Below are 19524 nucleotides of genomic sequence, written 5' to 3'. Positions count from 1 at the left end.
CCCCCACGAACTTACTGAACCCGGTCGGGTCGCGATAAACATACATAACGCGACCCGATCGGTACGCGGAGGGCAACCGAAACGTCCCCGATCGGTCGCCGGGAGTCGACTTGCGTGCTACTCAACCCGTTCTGTTGCAACGTATTTCGACGGAACACATACTCGACTCAGGTGTCGACGTGACACTTGCCTCGTCCGAGTCCGTAGGAGATCGCAATGACAAGATCAATCGCTTCTCTCCGACTACGCCGCTTTGTCTCTTCCATGCTTGTCCTTGCGTGTATTTCGACGGCAACAGCATGCAAGGAGGAAGAGGCCGACATAGTTGTCGACGCGGCATGTTCGCTAACTGGGGTCGTGATCCGGATCATTTCAGTGGCAACCAAGGTGACGCCGGCCGCACCTGCCTCAATCGGCCTCGATGTCCTGGCGATCGGCACGACCGCAGGATGCATGTACCTGTTCGAGCAGATCAAGGAAGACACCGCACCGACAACAAGTACGAACTTCCTCATGCATCCACCCGCGTACGTGCCAGCGAGCTTCCAGCTACCCATCAACTCGAAGGTCTGCTCGAACCAGCCCGGCGCATACGCAACGGCTGTAACCGGTGCCGAACTCGGTCGCGACGAAAACTACGGAAGTGCTCCAAGGACGAGTTGCGAATTCGCGAATGCGGTCCGAGACGCATATCTGGACGCTGGAGGAGCTCCATTAGAAGTGGATGGTCAGCCTCGCCAGATGACGATCTCAGCCATAAGCCCGGTGACGAAACGACCTTACGACATGTACTGCAGCGGCTACTACCCCGTCGAGTGCCGAGGTGGCGAGCAAGCGTTGGTCTACCTCACGTGACACTCCGATATGGACACAAAGCCGCGCCTCAGATAGCGAAGAGGCCCGACTCAGGTCAATCTGGTACGACCAGGAGTTGGCCCGGAACGCAGATACGTTTCCGGGCCCGCTGTTTGTGCCTACCCGCGACGCTGGCGCGCGATGTCGGCCAGCACGACGCCTGCGGCGACGGATGCGTTGAGTGATTCCACCGGCCCTGCCATCGGGATCGACAGGATGTGATCGCAGGTCTCACTGACCAGACGCGACAGGCCCTTCCCCTCGGAACCGACGACGATGACGACCGGGCCCTTACCGTCGAACGTGTCGAGATCGGTGTCGCCGCCGGCATCGAGACCGACGACGGTGACGCCCTTGGACTGCCAATCCTTGAGCGTACGAGTCAGATTCACTGCTCGCGCGATGGGCAGGCGAGCTGCGGCACCGGCACTGGTTCGCCATGCCACTGCCGACACGCTCGCGCTGCGCCGCTGCGGGATCACGACGCCGTGGCCACCGAACGCAGCCACCGATCGCACGACGGCACCGAGGTTGCGCGGGTCGGTGATGTTGTCGAGCGCCACGAGCAGCGCGGGTTCCTGGTGTGTGCGCGCGTTCGAGATCAGATCGTCGGGGTGCGCGTAGCGGTACGGCGGCACCTGCAGGGCCAGGCCCTGGTGCAGTCCGTTGGCGCTGAGCTTGTCCAGATCCGAACGGGGAACTTCGAGGATGGAGATCCGCGCATCGCCTGCGCGCTGCACGGCTTCCTTGAGTCGATCGTCGCTGTCGGTACCGACGGCAACCCACAGCGCGGTGGCGGGCACGCCTGCGCGCAGGCACTCGACCACCGGGTTGCGACCGAGTACCACCTCGGGACCGTCCTCGGCCTTGCGTCCTGCCGGTCGTCCACCCGCGCGGCCACCGGTGCTGCCGCCGCGATTCTGCGCGGACTTCTCGGCGAGCTTGGCCCGACGCGCTGCGGGATGCTTGGTGCGCTCGGAGGCGGGAGGCGTCGCGCCACGGCCCTCGAGGCCCTTGCGACGCTTGCCTCCGGAACCGGCGACCTGCCCCTTCTTGGTGCCGTCCTTGCGGATCGCGCCGCGCCTACTCGAATTGCCTGCCATCACAAACCTGCTTCGTCGGTCTTGCTCGTACCCAGCGACCATTCGGGCCCGTTGGGTGTATCTGTCACGTCGACTCCGGCCTTCGCAAGTCGATCGCGTATGTCGTCTGCGGCGGCCCAGTCCTTGGTCGCCTTCGCCGTTGCTCGACGCTCCAGCTCCGCCTCGACCAACACACCGAGCGCGCCGAGAGCGGCTGCGTCGGAACCACTGTCTCTGCTCCAATGCGGATCGAGCGGGTCGACACCGAGGATGTCGAGCATCGCCCGCACGCTGCCTGCGTACTCCACCGCTGCCGGTAGGTCACCGGACTCGAGCGCGGTGTTGCCGAGTGTGACAGTGGCGTGAATCTCGGCCAACGCCTTGGGAACTCCGAGGTCGTCGTCGAGGGCGCCGGCGAACCCGGCGGTCCACTTGCCCATCGGTACCTCACCGGCACGTTCGACGGCTCGTCGGACGAACCCTTCGATGCCCCGATACGTCACGGCTGCAGTTTCGAGAGCGGTGTCGGAGTACTCGAGCATCGACCGATAGTGCGCACCACCGAGGTAGAACCGAAGCTCTTGCGGCCGAACCTTTTTGAGCACGTTCGGTACCGAGAGAACGTTGCCGAGAGACTTCGACATCTTCTCCCCGCCCATCGTCACCCACCCGTTGTGCAGCCAGTACTGCGAGAAGCCGTCACCGGCCGCCATGGACTGCGCCCGCTCGTTCTCGTGATGCGGGAACACCAGATCGAGGCCGCCGCAATGGATGTCGAACTCCGAGCCGAGGTAGTTCTCGGCCATCGCCGAGCATTCGAGGTGCCAGCCCGGACGGCCCGGGCCCCACGGCGTCGGCCACGACGGCTCGCCGGGCTTGGCACCCTTCCACAGCGTGAAGTCGCGGGGATCACGCTTGCCCTCGGCGACGCTCTCGCCCTGGTGCACGTCGTCGAGCTTGTGCCCGGAGAGTGCGCCGTAGCTCGGGAAGCTCTGCACGTCGAAGTAGACGTCACCGCACGAATCGGCGTAGGCGTGGCCGCGCTCGATCAGGCGCTCGATCATCTGCACCATCTGGGTGATGTGCCCGGTCGCGCGCGGCTCCGCCGACGGCGGCAGCACCCCGAGCCGGTCGTAGGCCCAGGTGAACGAACGCTCGTAGGTGGCGGCCCACTCCCACCACGGACGGCCCGCGTCACGCGCCTTGTTCAGAATCTTGTCGTCGATATCGGTGACGTTGCGCACGAAGGCGACGTCGTAGTCGTGCGCCAGCAGCCAGCGACGCAGAACGTCGAACGCAACGCCGCTGCGCACGTGGCCGATATGCGGTTCACCCTGCACCGTCGCCCCACACAGGTACACCGATACATGGCCAGGGACCAAGGGGGTGAATTCCCGCAGGGCCCTCGTCTCGGTGTCGTGTAGGTGAAGGGTCACGACCAGCAATGCTACCGGTGGTTTTACCTCGTCATGACAAGTGCGGTCGCGATGGCCGCGATTCCTTCACCCCGACCTGTCAGCCCCAGCCCGTCGGTGGTGGTCGCGGACACCGATACCGGCGCACCGAGCACCCGCGAAAGAACTTCCTGAGCCTCGACGCGGCGAGGTCCGATCTTGGGCCGATTGCCGATGATCTGCACCGCCGCGTTGCCGATCGCGAAACCGTCCGCGTCGAGCAGCCGCTTGACCTCGGTCAACATGGCGGCGCCACTGACACCGTCCCATTCCGGACGACCGGTCCCGAACACCGATCCGAGATCGCCCAGTCCCGCCGCGGACAGCAGCGCATCGCACAGGGCGTGCGAGGCGACGTCGCCGTCGGAATGCCCGTCGAGTCCGTCCGCGCCCTCGAAGAGCAAACCGGCCAGCCAACAGGGCCGACCGGGGGCGATGGGATGCACGTCGGTACCGATGCCGACTCTCATGACTCGCCTCTCGTCAGGGCCTCGGCCAGTAGCAGGTCGTGTGGAGTGGTGATCTTGAACGCGAGGGCATCGCCGACGATGGAGTGCACCGTCTCGCCGATGCGCTCGACGAGGCCCGCGTCGTCGGTGGAGATATCGGATGTTGCGTCGTACGCGCGACGCAGAACGTCGGCGTCGAAGCCCTGCGGGGTCTGCACCGAGCGCAGACTCGCGCGGTCCGGGGTACCGACCACTGCGCCCATGATGTCGACTTCCTTGATGGTGTCGACGACGGGCAGAACCGGGATGACGGCGGAGCGTCCCGCTCGCACCTGGGCCACGACGCGGGCGATCAGCGTCGGTGGGGTGAGGGCGCGGGCTGCATCGTGGACGAGCACGACGGCTGCGTCGCCGACGGCGGCCAGACCGGCACGCACCGAATCGGTGCGCTCGAGCCCTCCGGCCACGACGGTCACGTCGTCGCCGACATGACGGCGGGCCGCGTCGAGCAACTCGGCCGGCACGATGACGACGATGCGATCGACGGCACCCGAGGCCCGGAGACCGTCGACGGACCGTGTCAGAAGAGAATCGGTACCCAGACAGACGAATGCCTTCGGCTCGTCGTGTCCGAGCCGAAGGCCTTTGCCTGCTGCTGGTACCAGGGCGACCACGTCGCCGGAAGTACCGTTCACTCTAGGAAGCTGTAGCGAGAACTTCGTCGAGCATGGTGTCGGCCTTGGCCTGATCCGTTCCCTCGGCGAGTGCGAGCTCGCCGACCAGAATCTGCCGTGCCTTGGCGAGCATGCGCTTCTCGCCTGCCGACAGGCCGCGATCCTGCTCACGTCGCCAGAGATCGCGGACGACCTCGGCAACCTTGTTCACGTCACCGGAAGCAAGCTTCTCCAGGTTGGCCTTGTACCGGCGCGACCAGTTGGTGGGCTCTTCGGTGTGCGGTGCACGGAGCACCTGAAAGACTTTGTCGAGACCTTCTTGCCCGACGACGTCGCGAACGCCTACGTATTCTGCGTTGTCCGCGGGAACTCGAACGGTGAGGTCGCCTTGCGCGACCTTGAGAACCAGATACTCTCTCGGTTCACCCTTGATGGTGCGTGTCTCTATCGCTTCGATCAGCGCCGCTCCGTGATGGGGGTAAACGACGGTGTCTCCGACCTTGAAAATCATGTGACAAGTGCCCCTTTCGATTTACCCAGAATACCACGGCTCATATCAACGGTGCAGGTCAGGGGCATAGTGGTGCCGAATCAGGGGTTGACACAGACGGATCGACGTGTATCCGGGGCCACATTTTCACGTGGGTCGCGCCGCGGTCCCCACACTCGACAGGCACCCTCACCTGGTGTCATCGGGCCGCTGACAGACCCCACGAGCGGCCGGTGGACGAGAACTACTACTCTGCCTAGTGGACGAGATGGACCGAGCCGGCCCGGCACCACATGGAGGACGACCGAAGTGACTGCAATCGACGCTGCGACACCGCTTGGCCGCCATCGCAGGACGGCCGCTGCCCTCGCTCTTCTCGCCGGTGGCGCATTCGCCCTCACCGCGTGCGGCGCAGGTCAGATCTCCCAGACGGCCACTCAGGTCGCCGCGGTCAACGGCAACTCCGTCGACGTCGGAGACATCCAGCTGCGCAACGTGCACGTGGTGTACCCCGATACGCAGGAGTACAGCATCGAGCCCGGCGGCACCGTCGAGCTCGGTTTCACGGCCATCAACTCCAACCCGAGTGTGGCCGACGAGCTGACCGGCATCTCCTCCCCCGAGGCTCAGGTCACCATCGTCGACGAGGCGGAATCGGGCAGCAACGAGATTGCTCCGCTGACCGCGCTCGGCGCAGGTTCGCCCGCGGACGTTCAGCTCGACGATCCGCTGCTGCCGATCCAGCTGATCAAGGTCGAGATGGCCGACATCTCCGAGAACGTTCGCCCGGGCCTGACGCTGCCGGTCACGTTCGAGTTCGCCAACGCAGGCGAGGTCGTCGTCAACGTTCCGGTCGACGCCGGTCACGAGCTCGAGCGCTCCGAAGAGGCAGTGTCCGAGCACAGCGGCGGACACTGACCACTCCGGTCGAGGGCACCGATTCTGTCGGCGCCGATCGTTAGGCTCGCGGCGTGGTCAAACTGAAGTCGAGCTACCGCTGCTCTGCGTGCCGTCACTCGGTCTCGAAGTGGGTCGGTCGCTGTCCCGAATGCGGTGACTGGGGCTCGATGGACGAGGTCCAGGCCACTGCCGCTCCGCTCGCGACGCGCGCAGGTGCATCGGCCCTTCGTTCGGGCGGCGGGGCCATGATTCCCACCACGCCCGCTGCTGCTCTGACGACCATCAGCAGTGCTACCTCGCAGGCCAACACCACCGGAATCGACGAGTTCGATCGCGTTCTGGGTGGCGGCCTCGTCCCCGGTTCGGTCGTGCTCCTCGCCGGCGAGCCCGGAGTCGGCAAGTCGACCCTGTTGCTCGAGGTGGTGCATCGGTGGGCCCGCTCGGTACCCGATCGCCGCGCGCTCTACGTCACGGGCGAGGAATCGGCGGGTCAGGTGAGGTTGCGGGCCGATCGCACCGGCGCGGTACACGAGCGCGTCTTCCTCGCCGCCGAGTCCGACCTCGCCACCGTCTTCGGCCACGTCGAGCAGGTCAAGCCGAGCCTGCTGATCGTCGATTCCGTGCAGACGATGCTCGCCGCAGACGTCGACGGCGTCATCGGCGGCGTCACCCAGGTTCGCGCCATCACGAGCGCGCTGACCACGCTGGCCAAGACGACCGGAGTTGCGGTGCTGCTCGTCGGGCACGTCACCAAAGAGGGTGCGGTGGCCGGTCCGCGGTCGCTCGAGCATCTCGTCGACGTGGTACTCAACTTCGAGGGCGACAAACACTCCACCCTGCGGATGATTCGCGGCGTCAAGAACCGGTTCGGCGCATCCGACGAGGTCGGCTGCTTCGAGCTGCGCGAAACCGGGATCGTCGGCATCAGTGATCCGTCCGGGCTGTTCCTGCATCATCGGGGCGACGCCGTGCCCGGCACTGCCGTCACCGTCACGATGGACGGCAAACGGCCGCTGCTGGCCGAGCTGCAAGCACTGATCGTGGACACCGCGATGCCGTCGCCCCGGCGCGCGGTCAGCGGGCTCGACCACGCCCGCGTGGCGATGATCCTGGCCGTGCTGGAACGCCGCTGCGGGGTCAAGGTGTCCAAGGCCGAGGTCTACGCGGCGACGGTCGGTGGAATGCGTACCAGCGAACCGTCTGCCGATCTCGCGCTGGCCGCGGCCGTGGCGTCTGCGGTCCGCGATCAACCACTTCCGCCGGGCATGGTGATTCTGGGCGAGGTGGGTCTGGCAGGCGAGGTGCGCCGCGTCGCCGGATTGGGTCGCCGCCTCGCCGAAGCCGCCCGACTGGGATTCAACTACGCCATCGTCCCCGAGGACGCCGGCCCCATACCGGACGGCATCAAGGTCAAGACCGTCACCAACGTCGGCGAGGCGTTGACCTACACGCGTATGCGACCCGTATGACACCGGGCAGTATTCTTTGCCTGACTGCCCGTATGTAGCAGCGCAGTATTCTTTGTCGGGCTGCCGCATGTAGCAGCGCAGTACTCTTTGTTCGCACAGTATCCGCAGCCTGAGTCCAAGCCGCTGCCATGACACGAGGGGGTTGGCCATGGAGGGCACCACGCCGTCCCCAGCGTTGCGCGAGACCATCGCCCGGCTCGCACCGGGAACCGCCCTGCGCGACGGTCTCGAGCGAATTCTGCGCGGCCGCACCGGCGGCCTGATCGTCCTCGGATACGACGACGAGGTCGAGGCCATCTGCGACGGCGGGTTCGAGCTCGATGTCGAGTTCGCGCCGACCAGACTTCGCGAGTTGTCGAAAATGGATGGCGCAGTGGTGCTTTCGACCGACGGCAAGCGAATCGTCCGCGCCAATGTGCAGCTCGTGCCCGACCACAAGATCCCCACTGTCGAATCCGGCACCCGGCACCGCGCCGCCGAGCGAACCGCCATGCAAACCGGCTATCCCGTCGTCTCGGTGAGCCAATCGATGAGCATCGTCAGCGTCTACATCGGTGGCGTCAGGCACGTCGTGGAAGGCTCGGCCACCATCCTCTCGCGCGCCAATCAGGCCGTCGCGACCCTCGAGCGCTACAAGGCCAGGCTAGACGACAACACCCGTCAACTCTCTGTCGTCGAGATCGAGGACTTCGTGACCCTGCGCGACGCCCTGACCGTCGCGCAGCGTCTCGAGATGGTGCGGCGAGTGTCGGTGGAGATCGAGCAGAACGTTCTCGAACTCGGCACCGACGGCAGGCAGCTGGCGCTCCAGCTCGAAGAGTTGTTGGGCGACAACGACGTCGATCGTCAACTGATCGTCCGTGACTACCTGGCCGGCAACGAACCGTCGAACACCACCGGAGTCGAGAAGGCGCTCGCCGCACTGGACAAGCTGACCGACGTCGATCTTCTGGATCTGACGACGCTGGCCCGAGCTTTCGGATATCCCGCGACCATCGAGGCCCTCGACACCCCGATGAGCCCCCGCGGGTACCGGGTACTCACCAGAGTTCCGAGGTTGCAGTTCAGCCAGATTCACCGACTCGTCGGCGCTTTCGGCACCCTGCAGGGGCTGCTCGCGGCCACCGCAGCCGACCTGCAGTCCGTCGACGGCATCGGTGGACTGTGGGCCCGTCACATCCGCGAAGGCCTTTCCAGACTCGCCGAGGCCTCGATCTCGGGTCCGTACGACTAGGACGCCTTCTTCTTCGTCCCCGGCAGGAAGCCTGCGTCGATCACGGCCTTCACGTACGGCCGCGCACCGGTGATCAGTTGCTCGGCGTCCGGAACGTTCTTCCACACGGCCGACGCCATGATGTCGGTGCGATCCTCGATGTGCTGATCGAGCGCGACGCCGTCATCGGTCAACGTCTCGCCCTCGGCGGAGACGGTGAGCAGTCCGCGGCCGGCGAGTCGTTCTGCGGCAGAACCCCATTCGCTCTCGGACCATTCCCGGGTGAGCTGCGTGATTCGCTTGCCGAGCGCCCGACGGCCGGGCTGCGGGTTCGGCCGGTCGGCCTCGTGGAAGACGGCCGCTTCCGTTGGGTCGAGTTCTGCGTCGATCAGCGCGGCGAGGTGGCCGTCGCCGCGCCATTCGCGTAGGACGGTGATCGAGTGCCAGAGCGCGAGATGCGGTACCTCGGGTCGAGCGGCGGAGTGCCACGCGGCGGCGAGCGGCCGGCCCGCGAACGAGGCGGTGTCGCCGATATCGCCCAGACGCCCCGCCAACTCGGTGAGCGCGGGGTCGTCCGCGAGGGAGCCGAGAGCCGTGCCGAGAACGGAGTCGAGCAGGGCCCACCGACGCTCGGACACCGCGTCCAGTCCGACGGCCACTGCGGCGGGCCACGCACGCTCGATCAGTGCCGGATTGAAGTTGTAGAACGCAGCAGCGACGACACTCGGCGCGCACGGACCCATCGGGGCCGCCCTGGCTCCGACGTACCAGGCGTGCCCGTCGAGGCCGGTGTCCTCGTACGCCGATCCCAGTTCGGGATTGAAGTACGCAGTGACGTGGAAGGGTTCGAGCGTCTTGTAGGCGGCGCGAGCGAGAGCTGTCGAGGTGGTCATGAGGTTCGACCGTACTCAGCCGGTGATGTTGAACGGCTCCGGCGCGCTCTTGAGCTCGCCGAGCTGGGCGATTGCCTGGTAGGCACCGACACCGACCGGGATGCGCTCTTCGCCGCATCCGGGAACCGAGTTGGTACCCGACCACTTGACGGTGAAGCCGGCCTGTTCGCCGGGCTTGAAGGTGCGCAGATCCGATGCGGCGTTGGGGAAGCAGTCGATGTTGGACCAGATGCGCTGATTGTCGAGGGTGTAGACGAGCGCCTGCTGCAACCCGGCACCGACGTCGCGCTGACATTCGGTGGAGCCGATGTTGGTGATGACCACGGTGAACACGGGCTCTTCGCCCAGACGGTAGGTGGCCTGCTCCGGCGTGACCTTGATCGCGAGCGATTGATCCGGGCACTGATTGGCGATCACGGGAGCAGGCGCGCCGCTGGTGGTCGCAGCTGCGCCACCGCCGGCAGCGGAGTCGGTGGCTCCACCCGCGCCGCCGGAACCACCGGAACCGCCACCGGAGCCACCCGCACCGGCGGAATCGGCGTCGGAGGCAGAAGAGCTGGGCGAGGGCAGAGCCGAGGATGTCGCCGGAGCCGCAACGACGCCGGCGGGAGCGGCCGCGGTGTCGTCGGAACCGCCACTGAGCGAGGCGATGAACCACACGATCAATCCGAGGACGACAACGGCCGCACCGATGGCGAGCGCACGGCGTCGCCAGTAGATTTCGGGAGGCAAAGGCCCGGTCGGTTCCAACACGAATCAACCGTATGCGGCCGAAGCCACGCTATCCCTGAGCCCACGCGGCGTGTCGCGTCAACGAACTCACCGCGATGGCATCCGAGCCGGATCAGGCAGGCATTTCGCCGATGTCGCCGATGACCTCACGCAACTGCGCGTGGCCCTTCGACAGTTGGTAGGTGAGGCCGACGATCGCCAGTTCCCCGGCTTCGACCTTCTCGGCGACGATCCGCGAGCGCTGCATCAGCAGATTGCCGGTCTCCTCGACGTGGCGCGCCTCGAACTCGTCGACGGCCTGGTAGCCGTCGCGGCGGGCCGAGAGCACCGACGGGGTGACGCGTTCGACGACGTCGCGGATGTAGCCACCGGGTACGTCACCACTTTCGAGGGCGTCGACGGTCGCCTTGACTGCACCGCAGTGATCGTGGCCGAGCACCACGATCAGCGGGGCCGCGAGGACGGCGACGCCGTACTCGATGGAGCCCAGAACCGCGGAATCGACCACGTGACCGGCGGTACGCACGACGAACATGTCGCCGAGGCCCTGGTCGAAGATGATCTCGGCAGCAACTCGCGAGTCGGCGCAACCGAAGAGGATGGCACTGGGGTGCTGAGCACTCTCGAGGCGGGCACGATCCTCGATGCCCTGCGACGGGTGCAGGACCTCTCCGGAGACAAAACGTTGGTTGCCTTCCTTGAGGGACTTCCAGGCAGCGATCGGATTCGAAGCAGGCATGTGTTTCATTGTGCACGTGGATCGAGTTACCGGCGAGTCGGGTTGACTACTGTTGGGACCGATCACAGACACGACGAGAAGGGCGACCACTTGCCGATCGATGCCGACGCACTGCTCGGGTGGTTCGCCACCGACGGACGCGATCTGCCGTGGCGGCGGCCCGGCGTCAGCGCGTGGCAGATCCTGATGAGCGAGATCATGCTGCAGCAGACGCCGGTGGTGCGGGTCGCTCCAATCTGGGAGCAGTGGGTGGAGCGCTGGCCGGTGCCGTCGGCGATGGCCGCGTCCTCGCAGGCCGAGGTGCTCCGAGCCTGGGGCAAGTTGGGCTATCCGCGTCGAGCACTGCGGTTGCACGAGTGCTCGCGGGTCCTCGCCGAGGAGTACGGCGACGAGGTACCCAGCGACGTCGAGACACTGTTGGGTCTGCCGGGCATCGGCGCATACACCGCGCGCGCAGTGGCGTGTTTCGCCTACGGTCAGCGAGTTCCGGTGGTCGACACCAATGTTCGACGCGTCGTCGCGCGTGCGTTGCACGGTAACGCCGAACCTGGAAATCCATCCACGACAAGGGATCTCGCCGACGTCGAACAGTTGCTCCCCGAGAGCGTCCCGCGCGCCGCCCGCTACTCGGCGGCGTTGATGGAATTGGGCGCACTGATCTGTACCGCCAAGAATCCGGCATGCCTGCTGTGCCCGCTGCCGGAGTGCGCCTGGATCGAGGCAGGCAGGCCCGCGCACACCGGCCCGGCCAAGAAGGTCCAGAAGTTCGCGGGCACGGATCGTCAGGTTCGCGGCAAGCTCATGTCGGTGTTGCGCGAGAGCACAGGACCGGTCGAGCGCGCCCAACTCGACATCGTCTGGCCCACCGACCCGACGCAACGCGACCGAGCTCTCGATTCACTGCTGACCGACGGATTGATCGAACAGACCGAGTCGGGATTGTTCGCCCTTGCGGGTGAGGGTTCGGACGGCTAGGACGCCAGGAATTCGACCAGCGCAGCGTTGACTGCTTCTGGGCGTTCGAGGTAGCCGAAGTGACCGGTGTCGGCGATCTCGACGTAGCGCGCACCGGGTATGGCGTCGGCGACGTCGCGGCACTGCTGCACCGGGATCATGCGATCGTCGGCGAATCCGATGACGAGCGACTTGGCCGCGATCCTCCGGTACGCCGCCAATCGATCGCCCCCGCTACGCATTTCGAGTCCGATCTGCGCGCGCATACCCGCAGTCTTTCTGCCACCGGAGTATTCGAGGATTGCCAGCCAATCACCGATCGCCGAGTCGTCGGCGAGAGTTTTCGGCGAAAAGTTCTGCATCGCAGTCATCGCCGCGCGGTACGACGCGGGGAGTTCGACCCCGGCGTCGTGAAGATCCTTCTCACCCTTCGACATCTGCGCACGAAAAGTGGTGGTCTTGCCGAAGGTGGCCATCATCACTGCATGCGACACCAGATCCGGGCGGGCCAACGCCAATTCCTGAGTCACGCGGGCTCCCATCGAGGTGCCCACGACCCGTGCCGGCCCGCCACCGAGGTGTTCGATGAGGGCAGCGGTGTCGGCGACCAGGTCGTCGAGCGTCATTCCGCTCGCACACTCGGAAGACGGTGCGATACCGCGATTGTCGAACGTGACGACCCGGTACCCCTGCTTTACCAGCACCGGAACCTGATGGGTTCGCCAGACCCGTCCCGGGCTACCGGTGCCCATCACCAACACCACGAGCGGACCGTCGCCGGTGACGTCGTAGTTGAGGTCGATTCCGTTGAGCTTCGCGAGAGGCATTCGGATCATCCTAGTGCGCGCAGGAACTCCTCGACCGCCGTGCGATACCGCTCGGGAGCCTCGTCGTGAATCAGATGCGCCGCCTTGTCGATCCGCACGTAGGACGATCCGGGCTTGCCCGAGTGCATCCGCTGCATCTGACCGGCCGGGGTGATGGTGTGTTCGCCTTCGATCAGCAACACCGGCGCGTCGACGGCATCCCACTCGTCCCAGAAGTGCCGAGTCCCCCACTCCTGCGAGATCGCTTCGAAGAAATCCACCTCACCGTGCAGGCGCCAGCCGTCGTCGCTTCGCACGAAGGAATCCAGAAAGTATTGTCCCGCAACATCTCCGAAGAACGCCAGCACCGCTTCGGCGTCGGGAAAGGGTTGCGGCCACGCCCGCATCATCGCTGCCCAGTCATCGGCGGTCCGTCCCCTGAAGTCCGGGGAGATGTCCTCGACCACCATGGCGGTGACCAGGTCGGGTTCCTCGGCGGCCGCACACCAACCGTGCAGTGCGCCCATCGAATGACCGATCAGCACACTGGGACCCAACGCCTCGAGATGGCCGAGCAGGTCGGCCACGAAGAACTCGGTCGTGATCTCGGTAGGCGCAGGGCGACGGTGCCCGGGCGCATCGTAGGTGTGCACGTGCCCGAATTCTCGTAGCCACGGAACCTGCCGCCGCCAGGTGGCGGCGCTGCCCATCAGCCCGTGCAACAGCAGAATCGAACGGCCGGATCCACCCTCGTCGTAGAGCATCACCGTCGAGCATATCGGCGGAGTAACCTCGCGGGCATGGCCATTGTGAAGATCAATGCGATCGACGTACCCGAGGGCGCAGGCCCCGAACTCGAGAAGCGCTTCGCCGCGCGCGCCGGGTCGGTCGACGGCTCCCCGGGCTTCCTCGGGTTCCAACTGCTGCGGCCGGTCAAGGGCGAGTCGCGCTACTTCGTCGTCACCCAGTGGGAGGACGAGGAGTCGTTCCAGGCGTGGTCAGCGGGACCGTCGCGGGAGGCTCACGCCGGAGCCGGCTCCGCGAAGCCGGTCTCGTCCGGGGCAGCACTGCTCGAATTCGAGGTCGTACTGGACGTGCCTGCCACGTCCTGAGGGCGCACGCGTCCGCTCAGATGCGTTCGCGGGCGAGCTCCCACTCGAGTTTCGTCGGCATCTCCGAATCCAGTTTCGCCACAGCATCGGCCAGGAACTCGGCGGGCATCGGCCTACCGAGGAAGTAGCCCTGGGCACCGTCGCAGCCCAACTCTCGGAGCGCATCCAACGTGCCCGCGTCCTCGACTCCCTCTGCCACCACCCGCACCCCGAGGCTTCGAGCCAGGTCGATGGTCGAGCGCACGATCGATGCGTCGGTGTCGTCGGTGTTCATCTTCGACACGAACGAGCGGTCGATCTTGAGAGTCTGCACCGGCAGGGTCTGCAGGTAGGCCAACGAGCTGTAGCCGGTGCCGTAGTCGTCGATCGCGATGGTGGCGCCGAGGCTACGCAGGGACGTCAACGCGTTCACCGAGCGCACCGGGTCGGTCATCGCCGTCGTCTCGGTGACCTCGAATTCCAAGGCGTGTGCGGGAACCGAGTATTTCGCCAGCGCGGCCACGACCTGTTCGGTGAGTGTCTCGTCCAGTAGGTTTCTCACCGAAAGATTCACCGAGACACACAGATTGATGCCACGTCGACGCAGTTCGTTGCACTGCGCCAAGGCCTCGTCCAGCACGAGAGCGGTGATGGCGGGCAACATGCCGGTGCGCTCGGCGTCGGGCAGGAACATCGACGGTCCGATCAAACCCTCACGTGGGTGCTGCCACCGCAACAACGCCTCGACGCGATCCACACTGCCGGATTCCAGATCCAGGCAAGGCTGAAAGAACACTCGAAGCTGGTGGTCACGAATGGCTTTGTCGAGTTCCCCCAGCAACCGCATCTGATCGTGGCGGTCGCGATCCATGTCGGGTTCGTAGCGGCCGACGCGGGTGTGGCCTGCCTTCGCTGCCGTCAACGCCACATGGGCGCGCTGAAGCATCGCCTCGCCGTCGACCGGGCTCGTCTCCGTCGGCTCGATGTCGTTCCGGGTCGCCCCCGGCTCCTCGATCGCCGCGATTCCGACGGTCGCATCGAGCGCCACGTTGATGTCGTGCACGAACATCGTTCTACTGACTGCGAATTGGAGCCGCTCGGCGGTGTCCGATACGTCGATCTGGGCGGGGCGCCTGCGCATGGCGACGACGAACTGATCCCCGCCGAGCCGTCCCACGAGGTCGTCGGATCGCACCGATGCGACGAGGCGATGACCGATCTCGCGCAGCACACTGTCGCCCACGCTGTATCCGAAGGTCTCGTTGATCTGAGCAAAGCGATCGATGTCCACCACGAGCGTGAAAACGTCCGAATCACCTCGGGTGGCGAGCATCGTGTCCAACCGCTCTCGAAGCAGGCGTCGACTGGCCAGTCCGGTGACCGCGTCCGTCCGAGCCACGTCCTCGAGCACGGCGGCCTGCCGCCGCAAGGTATTGAGGAAGCACGCCATTCGGCACCCGACGAGCGCGATGACCAGTGCCGAGGACCCCACGATCACCCAACCCCACTGCTGAACGGGAATTCCGCGGGCCAACTGAACGGCCATCACGAGGGGTGTCACGGCGACCGCTATCGAGAGTCCGAGAAATCTCGTGCGCCCGAATGCGAACGGGCTGGACCGGTCGACCCGCGACACCGCCCGATCCGGGATGTGCAGGGCGATCACCCCGAAACACACGTACGCCGCCAACCACAGCATGTTCAGAAGAGTCGAACGGTAGAGCTCGGAACTGTTGACCGTGGCATAGGACGCGAAGTCGGCGGACACCAGGAACACGACGCCCACCGCGGCCGCCAGGAACGGCACCGTTGTCGACCGGGTCAGCAGGTACAGACTGCCGACGAGCGTGAGCAGAAATGCGTCGATGGTGAGGTAGATCGTGGCCGGCCACAGTTCCATCGCCGACGGAAACGACAACGCCGAATTGTCGGAGATGACGAACACCCACGTGGCGAGGCCGATACCGACTGCAACCACCAGACATTCGAGCAGTTCCTCCAGCCCGAACACGAGCCCGTTCTCGTCGGCGGCTCGGGCGAAGCCGACGGCGATCACCAGATAGCCGAACAGGTAGAAGATGTCGGACGAGGAGAACGTCGATACCTGCCCTCCTCCGACCTGCACCATTGCTATCAGCGCGTCGCCGATGCCCCAGGAGCCGACGCCGACGGCCATGTACTTCCACGTCCGCTTGTCCGGCCCGGGTTCCCGAAAGTAGCGGTAGACGAACGCGGCGATTGTGGCCAGAAGCACGATTGAGTACAACGCACCCTGGGGTATTCCGGCCGGGGCGAGCGGGTACACCACTACCGCGATCACACCGAGGCCCAGGAAGCGCGTCCACAACATGGTGGGGCTGATCCTTCCTAGGCCGGTCGGTGCATACCCCGGACGTACGCAACAGCCGATCGAACCCGACGTGTGACCACGATTCGTTACCGAATCACCCTGCAGATGGGTCGAGTAACGAACTATTTCAAACCTGACGATCGTTCGCCAGTCTCACATCGGGCGATTTGTCCGTTCAGCTTTCGAGAGCCGCGTCCAATGTGATGTCGACGCCAGTGAGAGCCTTGCTGACGGGACAGGTTTCTTTTGCCGCCTGCGCTGCTTTCGCGAAGCCGTCTGCGTCCAGACCCTCGACCTCGCCCCGCACGGTGAGTTTGATACCGGTCAACTTGAAGCCCGGTTCGTCGGGACCCAGCGAGACATCGGCGGTGACCTCCAGGCTCTGCGGGGTGCCGCCCGCCTCCGCGATCAGCGCCGACAACTGCATCGCGTAGCAACTCGAATGAGCCGCGGCGATCAATTCCTCGGGACTGGTGGTGCCGTCGGCATTCTCGGCGGCGCGCTTGGGAAACGACACATCGAAAGTCGCCGCGCCGGAACTGGACAGCTCGACCTGGCCAGAACCTTGTTCCAGCGTTCCGTTCCAAGCTGTGCGTGAAGTACGAGTTGGCATCGAACCGAATCCTTTCGTAGTCGACCCTCTATGGGCCTGTTTCTCAGGCTAACGTCAGCGGGGTGACCGGGCTACCGAGTGCGAGGATGTCGACACGACGGGTGCGACAATCGCGAAACGTCTCGCGCGCGGCAACGATCGCGGCAACCGCGATCCTGTCGATCGTCGGATTCTCGACGCCGATGGCCGTCGCACGCCCCTTGACGGACTTCTACGACGCGCCGGTACCGGCGGTCGACACCGCGACGCTCGGCGAGGTGGTCCGGAGCCTGCCCGTCAACTCGCCCAAAGGGTTCGGACTCGGATTCGACATCGAACGGATTCTCTATCGGTCCACCGACACACACGATCGCCCCATGGTCGTGTCCGGATACACCATGACCCCCACGGCTCCATGGACCGGACCCGGACCCCGGCCGGTGATCGCGTACGCGCCCGGCACTTCAGGTATGGCGGACCGCTGCGCCGGATCGGCAGTCCTCGGGACCGTCGGCTCGTCCCCGGCCATCCTGCCGCTGCTGCTGGCCGGATATCGCGTCGTCGCAACCGATTACCAGGGACTGGGCACACCCGGCGGGCACACGTACCTGAATCGAGTCGCCTCGGGCCGAGCTCTGCTCGACGCCGCCAGAACCGCAGACGTCGAACCGACCACCCCGGTGGTGCTGTTCGGCTACTCCGAAGGCGGTTTCGCGTCCGCATCCGCCGCCGAACTCGCCGCCACCTACGCACCGGAGCTGAACATCCGAGGAGCGTATGTCGGTGCGCCACCGGCAGATCCGACGCTCAACATCGACACACTCGACAACACCGGACTCGGCAGCGCCGTGCTCTTCGCGGTCGACGGGATGATCAACGCCTACCCGGACCGGGCCGCGGGGATCCGCGACCTCTTCGACTCCGACGGGACAGCCGCGCTCGACGCCGCACAGAACTGGTGCACCACCGACCCTGCGGCCTCCGAGATCGTGCGAACGACCGAGCTGACCCGCGACGGCCGACCACTCACCGAGCAACTGAGCAACCCGGTTCTGGCCGAGATCACCGCCGTCAACACGGTCGGCCGCATCGCCCCGGCCATGCCGGTGTATCTGTCGCACGCAGTCGAGGACGACACCGTACCCATCGAGCAGAGCCGCACCCTGCTGCGGCGCTGGCGGGATCTGGGCGCAGACATCACCTACCGCGAATACGCACTCCCGGCCATCCCGGTCGAGGGCGCGAACCACCTACCCGGAGCCCTGGCGGCCTACGACGACGTGATGCCCTGGATCGCCGGCCTTATCTACGGAAGCTGATCTCAGGTGTGAAATCAGGGTGTTCACCGAGGCGTCGACCGCGATGAGGTTGATTCACTCCATCCATGCGCATCGCCCACGCCCTGCTGACCGTCGTAGCAGTCCTGACCGCAGGGTCCCCCACCTCACCGGACCCCGACGTGGCGTCGGACATCGCAGTTGTCGCCGAAGAACTCGGACTGCCGGGGGTCGCGTTCCGTGTCGTCTCCGAGCACGAGGTGTTGGAGAACGTCGAGTACGGGCTGGACGGAGACGGTGCGCCGATCGACGAGGCAACGCCGTTCGTGTGGGGTTCGGTCTCGAAGTCGGTGACGGCGGCGGCGGTGTACTCGCTCGCCGAACGTCGAGCACCGATGCTGGATGAACCCGTGAATTCGATTCTCCCGGAGAGCAATTCGATCGTTCCGGGTGACGTCACGATCGACGACCTGATCCACCACACCAGCGGTCTCCCCCACGACGTGACCGAACTGGACGTGTGGGGGCGTACGGAGCGAGCACTCGACGTTGTCCCCACCCTGGACGTCGGAGTCGCCGACCGCGGCACCTTCCGCTACTCGAGCCTGAACTACCTGCTGCTGCAGGCGATCGTCGAGAAGGTCACCGCCGAACCCTTCGCCGACGTCGTCGCCCGTGAGACCGGAGTGCACACCGCAGGCACCGTCGCACCCGGCCACGTACCGTTCTTCACCTTCCCCCGAAGCATCGACACCGGAATCGACTCCGCTGGAATGGGTTACGGCTACCTGAGTGGATCCATCGACGAACTCTCACGCTACGCATCCAGGCAACTGACCGCTCCGTCGTCGAACAGTCCCGATACGGTGCCGACGGGTTCGGGCGCGGCGTACGGATACGGGTGGTACGTCGAAACGCTGCCCGACGGTACCGAGATGCGCTGGCATTCCGGTGCAGTCCCAGGCTATTTCACTCACGTCGCACTCGTTCCGGAACGACACCTGGCAGTGGTGTTCGCGACCAACAGATACGGCGAACTCGAGGCCGATGCTCTGGCCTCTGCTGCCCGCTCCCTCGTGCTCACTCGACTCGGTTTGGACGAGCCTCGTGCCGCAGGGTTCGGTCTCTACGAAGCAGCGCTGATCGCGTCGTCTGCACTCGCCGTGTTGTTGGCGATCTGCGCGACGAAAACCTTGCTCGGCTTCGGAACTGCCCCGGGACGATGGGCACCCGCGCGTGCGCTGGCTGCCCTTGCGGCCGGATCATTGCTGTACTTCGGGCTGCCTGCGCTCGCCGGTGCGCCGATGCCGACCCTGGCCCGCTGGGCTCCTGACATCGCGCTGCTGTTCTGGATCCTGCTCGCCGAACTTGCCCTCATCGCCGTTGCCCTCGGTGCTCGGGCCCTGCGTCAATGGACCACTGCACTCTTCAGACGTATGTAGTGGTCCATTCACGCAGGTATCCGTCGGGCGTGAATGGACCGTTGCAACGGTCAGACGTGTGC

20 protein-coding genes are annotated in these 19524 nt (G+C 65.6%); 8 read left to right on the top strand and 12 right to left on the bottom strand.

Translation table 11 applies throughout. The features are described 5' to 3' along the window. Positions 1 to 216 precede the first annotated feature (216 nt). Entirely contained in the window at positions 217 to 855 is a 639-nt protein-coding gene (locus CH251_RS19465) for a hypothetical protein (RefSeq protein ID WP_143537948.1), read from the top strand. A gap of 119 nt (positions 856 to 974) precedes the next feature. Here the strand turns inward: CH251_RS19465 and rlmB are convergent, their stop codons facing one another. From rlmB to CH251_RS19440, 5 genes are read right to left on the bottom strand one after another with little or no spacing between them, the layout of a single operon-like run. Further along, positions 975 to 1958: a 23S rRNA (guanosine(2251)-2'-O)-methyltransferase RlmB gene (gene rlmB, locus CH251_RS19460; protein WP_094614617.1), complete on the bottom strand. Its 984-nt coding sequence runs from the start codon at positions 1956 to 1958 to the stop codon at positions 975 to 977. Beyond that, positions 1958 to 3373, bottom strand: coding sequence for a cysteine--tRNA ligase (gene cysS / locus CH251_RS19455; protein WP_094614629.1), 1416 nt, complete (start codon positions 3371 to 3373; stop codon positions 1958 to 1960). Before cysS ends, rlmB begins: the two co-directional genes overlap by 1 nt. A gap of 23 nt (positions 3374 to 3396) precedes the next feature. Further along, positions 3397 to 3861, bottom strand: coding sequence for a 2-C-methyl-D-erythritol 2,4-cyclodiphosphate synthase (ispF, locus tag CH251_RS19450; protein ID WP_094614616.1), 465 nt, complete (start codon positions 3859 to 3861; stop codon positions 3397 to 3399). Then, positions 3858 to 4535, bottom strand: coding sequence for a 2-C-methyl-D-erythritol 4-phosphate cytidylyltransferase (ispD, locus tag CH251_RS19445; RefSeq protein WP_094614615.1), 678 nt, complete (start codon positions 4533 to 4535; stop codon positions 3858 to 3860). The genes ispF and ispD overlap by 4 nt, the downstream gene beginning before the upstream one ends. Position 4536: 1 nt before the next feature. Further along, a complete protein-coding gene (locus CH251_RS19440) occupies positions 4537 to 5025 on the bottom strand; it encodes a CarD family transcriptional regulator (RefSeq protein ID WP_027494344.1) in 489 nt (162 codons plus the stop codon). A gap of 288 nt (positions 5026 to 5313) precedes the next feature. Here CH251_RS19440 and CH251_RS19435 point away from each other — a divergent pair, with 288 nt between their 5' ends. From CH251_RS19435 to disA, 3 genes are all read left to right on the top strand, one after another. After that, positions 5314 to 5922, top strand: coding sequence for a hypothetical protein (locus CH251_RS19435; protein WP_094614614.1), 609 nt, complete (start codon positions 5314 to 5316; stop codon positions 5920 to 5922). A gap of 53 nt (positions 5923 to 5975) precedes the next feature. Then, a complete protein-coding gene (radA, locus tag CH251_RS19430; RefSeq protein WP_094614613.1) occupies positions 5976 to 7373 on the top strand; it encodes a DNA repair protein RadA in 1398 nt (465 codons plus the stop codon). A gap of 148 nt (positions 7374 to 7521) precedes the next feature. Beyond that, entirely contained in the window at positions 7522 to 8607 is a 1086-nt protein-coding gene (disA, locus tag CH251_RS19425) for a DNA integrity scanning diadenylate cyclase DisA (RefSeq protein ID WP_094614612.1), read from the top strand. On the opposite strand, the gene CH251_RS19420 is transcribed toward disA, so the two are convergent. The 3 genes from CH251_RS19420 to CH251_RS19410 all read right to left on the bottom strand — a co-directional run bounded on the left by CH251_RS19420 (position 8604) and on the right by CH251_RS19410 (position 10950). Beyond that, positions 8604 to 9479 (bottom strand): hypothetical protein, encoded by an 876-nt coding sequence (locus tag CH251_RS19420; RefSeq protein WP_094614611.1) that lies wholly within the window; start codon positions 9477 to 9479, stop codon positions 8604 to 8606. The two genes, disA and CH251_RS19420, sit on opposite strands and share 4 nt — an antisense overlap. Positions 9480 to 9494: 15 nt before the next feature. Continuing rightward, on the bottom strand, positions 9495 to 10232 hold the full coding sequence (locus CH251_RS19415) for a hypothetical protein (RefSeq protein ID WP_094614610.1): 738 nt from the start codon (positions 10230 to 10232) through the stop codon (positions 9495 to 9497). Positions 10233 to 10323: 91 nt separating this feature from the next. After that, positions 10324 to 10950, bottom strand: coding sequence for a carbonic anhydrase (locus CH251_RS19410; RefSeq protein WP_037195038.1), 627 nt, complete (start codon positions 10948 to 10950; stop codon positions 10324 to 10326). A gap of 90 nt (positions 10951 to 11040) precedes the next feature. Here CH251_RS19410 and CH251_RS19405 point away from each other — a divergent pair, with 90 nt between their 5' ends. Further along, on the top strand, positions 11041 to 11925 hold the full coding sequence (locus CH251_RS19405; RefSeq protein WP_094614609.1) for an A/G-specific adenine glycosylase: 885 nt from the start codon (positions 11041 to 11043) through the stop codon (positions 11923 to 11925). Here CH251_RS19405 and CH251_RS19400 read toward each other — a convergent pair. Further along, positions 11922 to 12731 carry an alpha/beta fold hydrolase gene (locus CH251_RS19400; protein WP_094614628.1) on the bottom strand — a complete coding sequence of 270 codons (810 nt, stop codon included), beginning with the start codon at positions 12729 to 12731 and terminating at the stop codon, positions 11922 to 11924. The genes CH251_RS19405 and CH251_RS19400 overlap by 4 nt on opposite strands. 5 nt (positions 12732 to 12736) lie before the next feature. After that, positions 12737 to 13474, bottom strand: a complete 738-nt coding sequence (locus tag CH251_RS19395) for an alpha/beta fold hydrolase (protein ID WP_094614608.1) — start codon at positions 13472 to 13474, stop codon at positions 12737 to 12739. Positions 13475 to 13510: 36 nt separating this feature from the next. On the opposite strand from CH251_RS19395, the gene CH251_RS19390 reads away from it, so the two are divergent. Further along, the gene (locus tag CH251_RS19390; protein ID WP_094614607.1) at positions 13511 to 13822 is read left to right on the top strand and encodes an antibiotic biosynthesis monooxygenase; all 312 of its coding nucleotides are present in this window, start codon (positions 13511 to 13513) and stop codon (positions 13820 to 13822) included. 16 nt (positions 13823 to 13838) lie between these two features. On the opposite strand, the gene CH251_RS19385 is transcribed toward CH251_RS19390, so the two are convergent. Beyond that, the gene (locus CH251_RS19385) at positions 13839 to 16151 is read right to left on the bottom strand and encodes a bifunctional diguanylate cyclase/phosphodiesterase (RefSeq protein ID WP_094614606.1); all 2313 of its coding nucleotides are present in this window, start codon (positions 16149 to 16151) and stop codon (positions 13839 to 13841) included. Positions 16152 to 16326: 175 nt separating this feature from the next. Next, positions 16327 to 16764, bottom strand: coding sequence for an OsmC family protein (locus CH251_RS19380; RefSeq protein ID WP_094614605.1), 438 nt, complete (start codon positions 16762 to 16764; stop codon positions 16327 to 16329). A 101-nt stretch (positions 16765 to 16865) separates the two neighbouring features. Between CH251_RS19380 and CH251_RS19375 the strand changes: the two genes are divergently transcribed. Then, positions 16866 to 18062 carry a lipase family protein gene (locus CH251_RS19375; RefSeq protein WP_256979186.1) on the top strand — a complete coding sequence of 399 codons (1197 nt, stop codon included), beginning with the start codon at positions 16866 to 16868 and terminating at the stop codon, positions 18060 to 18062. 65 nt (positions 18063 to 18127) lie between these two features. Next, a complete protein-coding gene (locus CH251_RS19370; protein ID WP_094614604.1) occupies positions 18128 to 19462 on the top strand; it encodes a serine hydrolase in 1335 nt (444 codons plus the stop codon). Positions 19463 to 19524 lie beyond the last annotated feature (62 nt).

This window comes from Rhodococcus sp. 06-462-5, from assembly GCF_002258315.1.
GTDB lineage: Bacteria > Actinomycetota > Actinomycetes > Mycobacteriales > Mycobacteriaceae > Rhodococcoides.
Note: the sequence above shows the minus strand (reverse complement) of the source record. Positions and strands in the feature narration are given on the sequence as shown.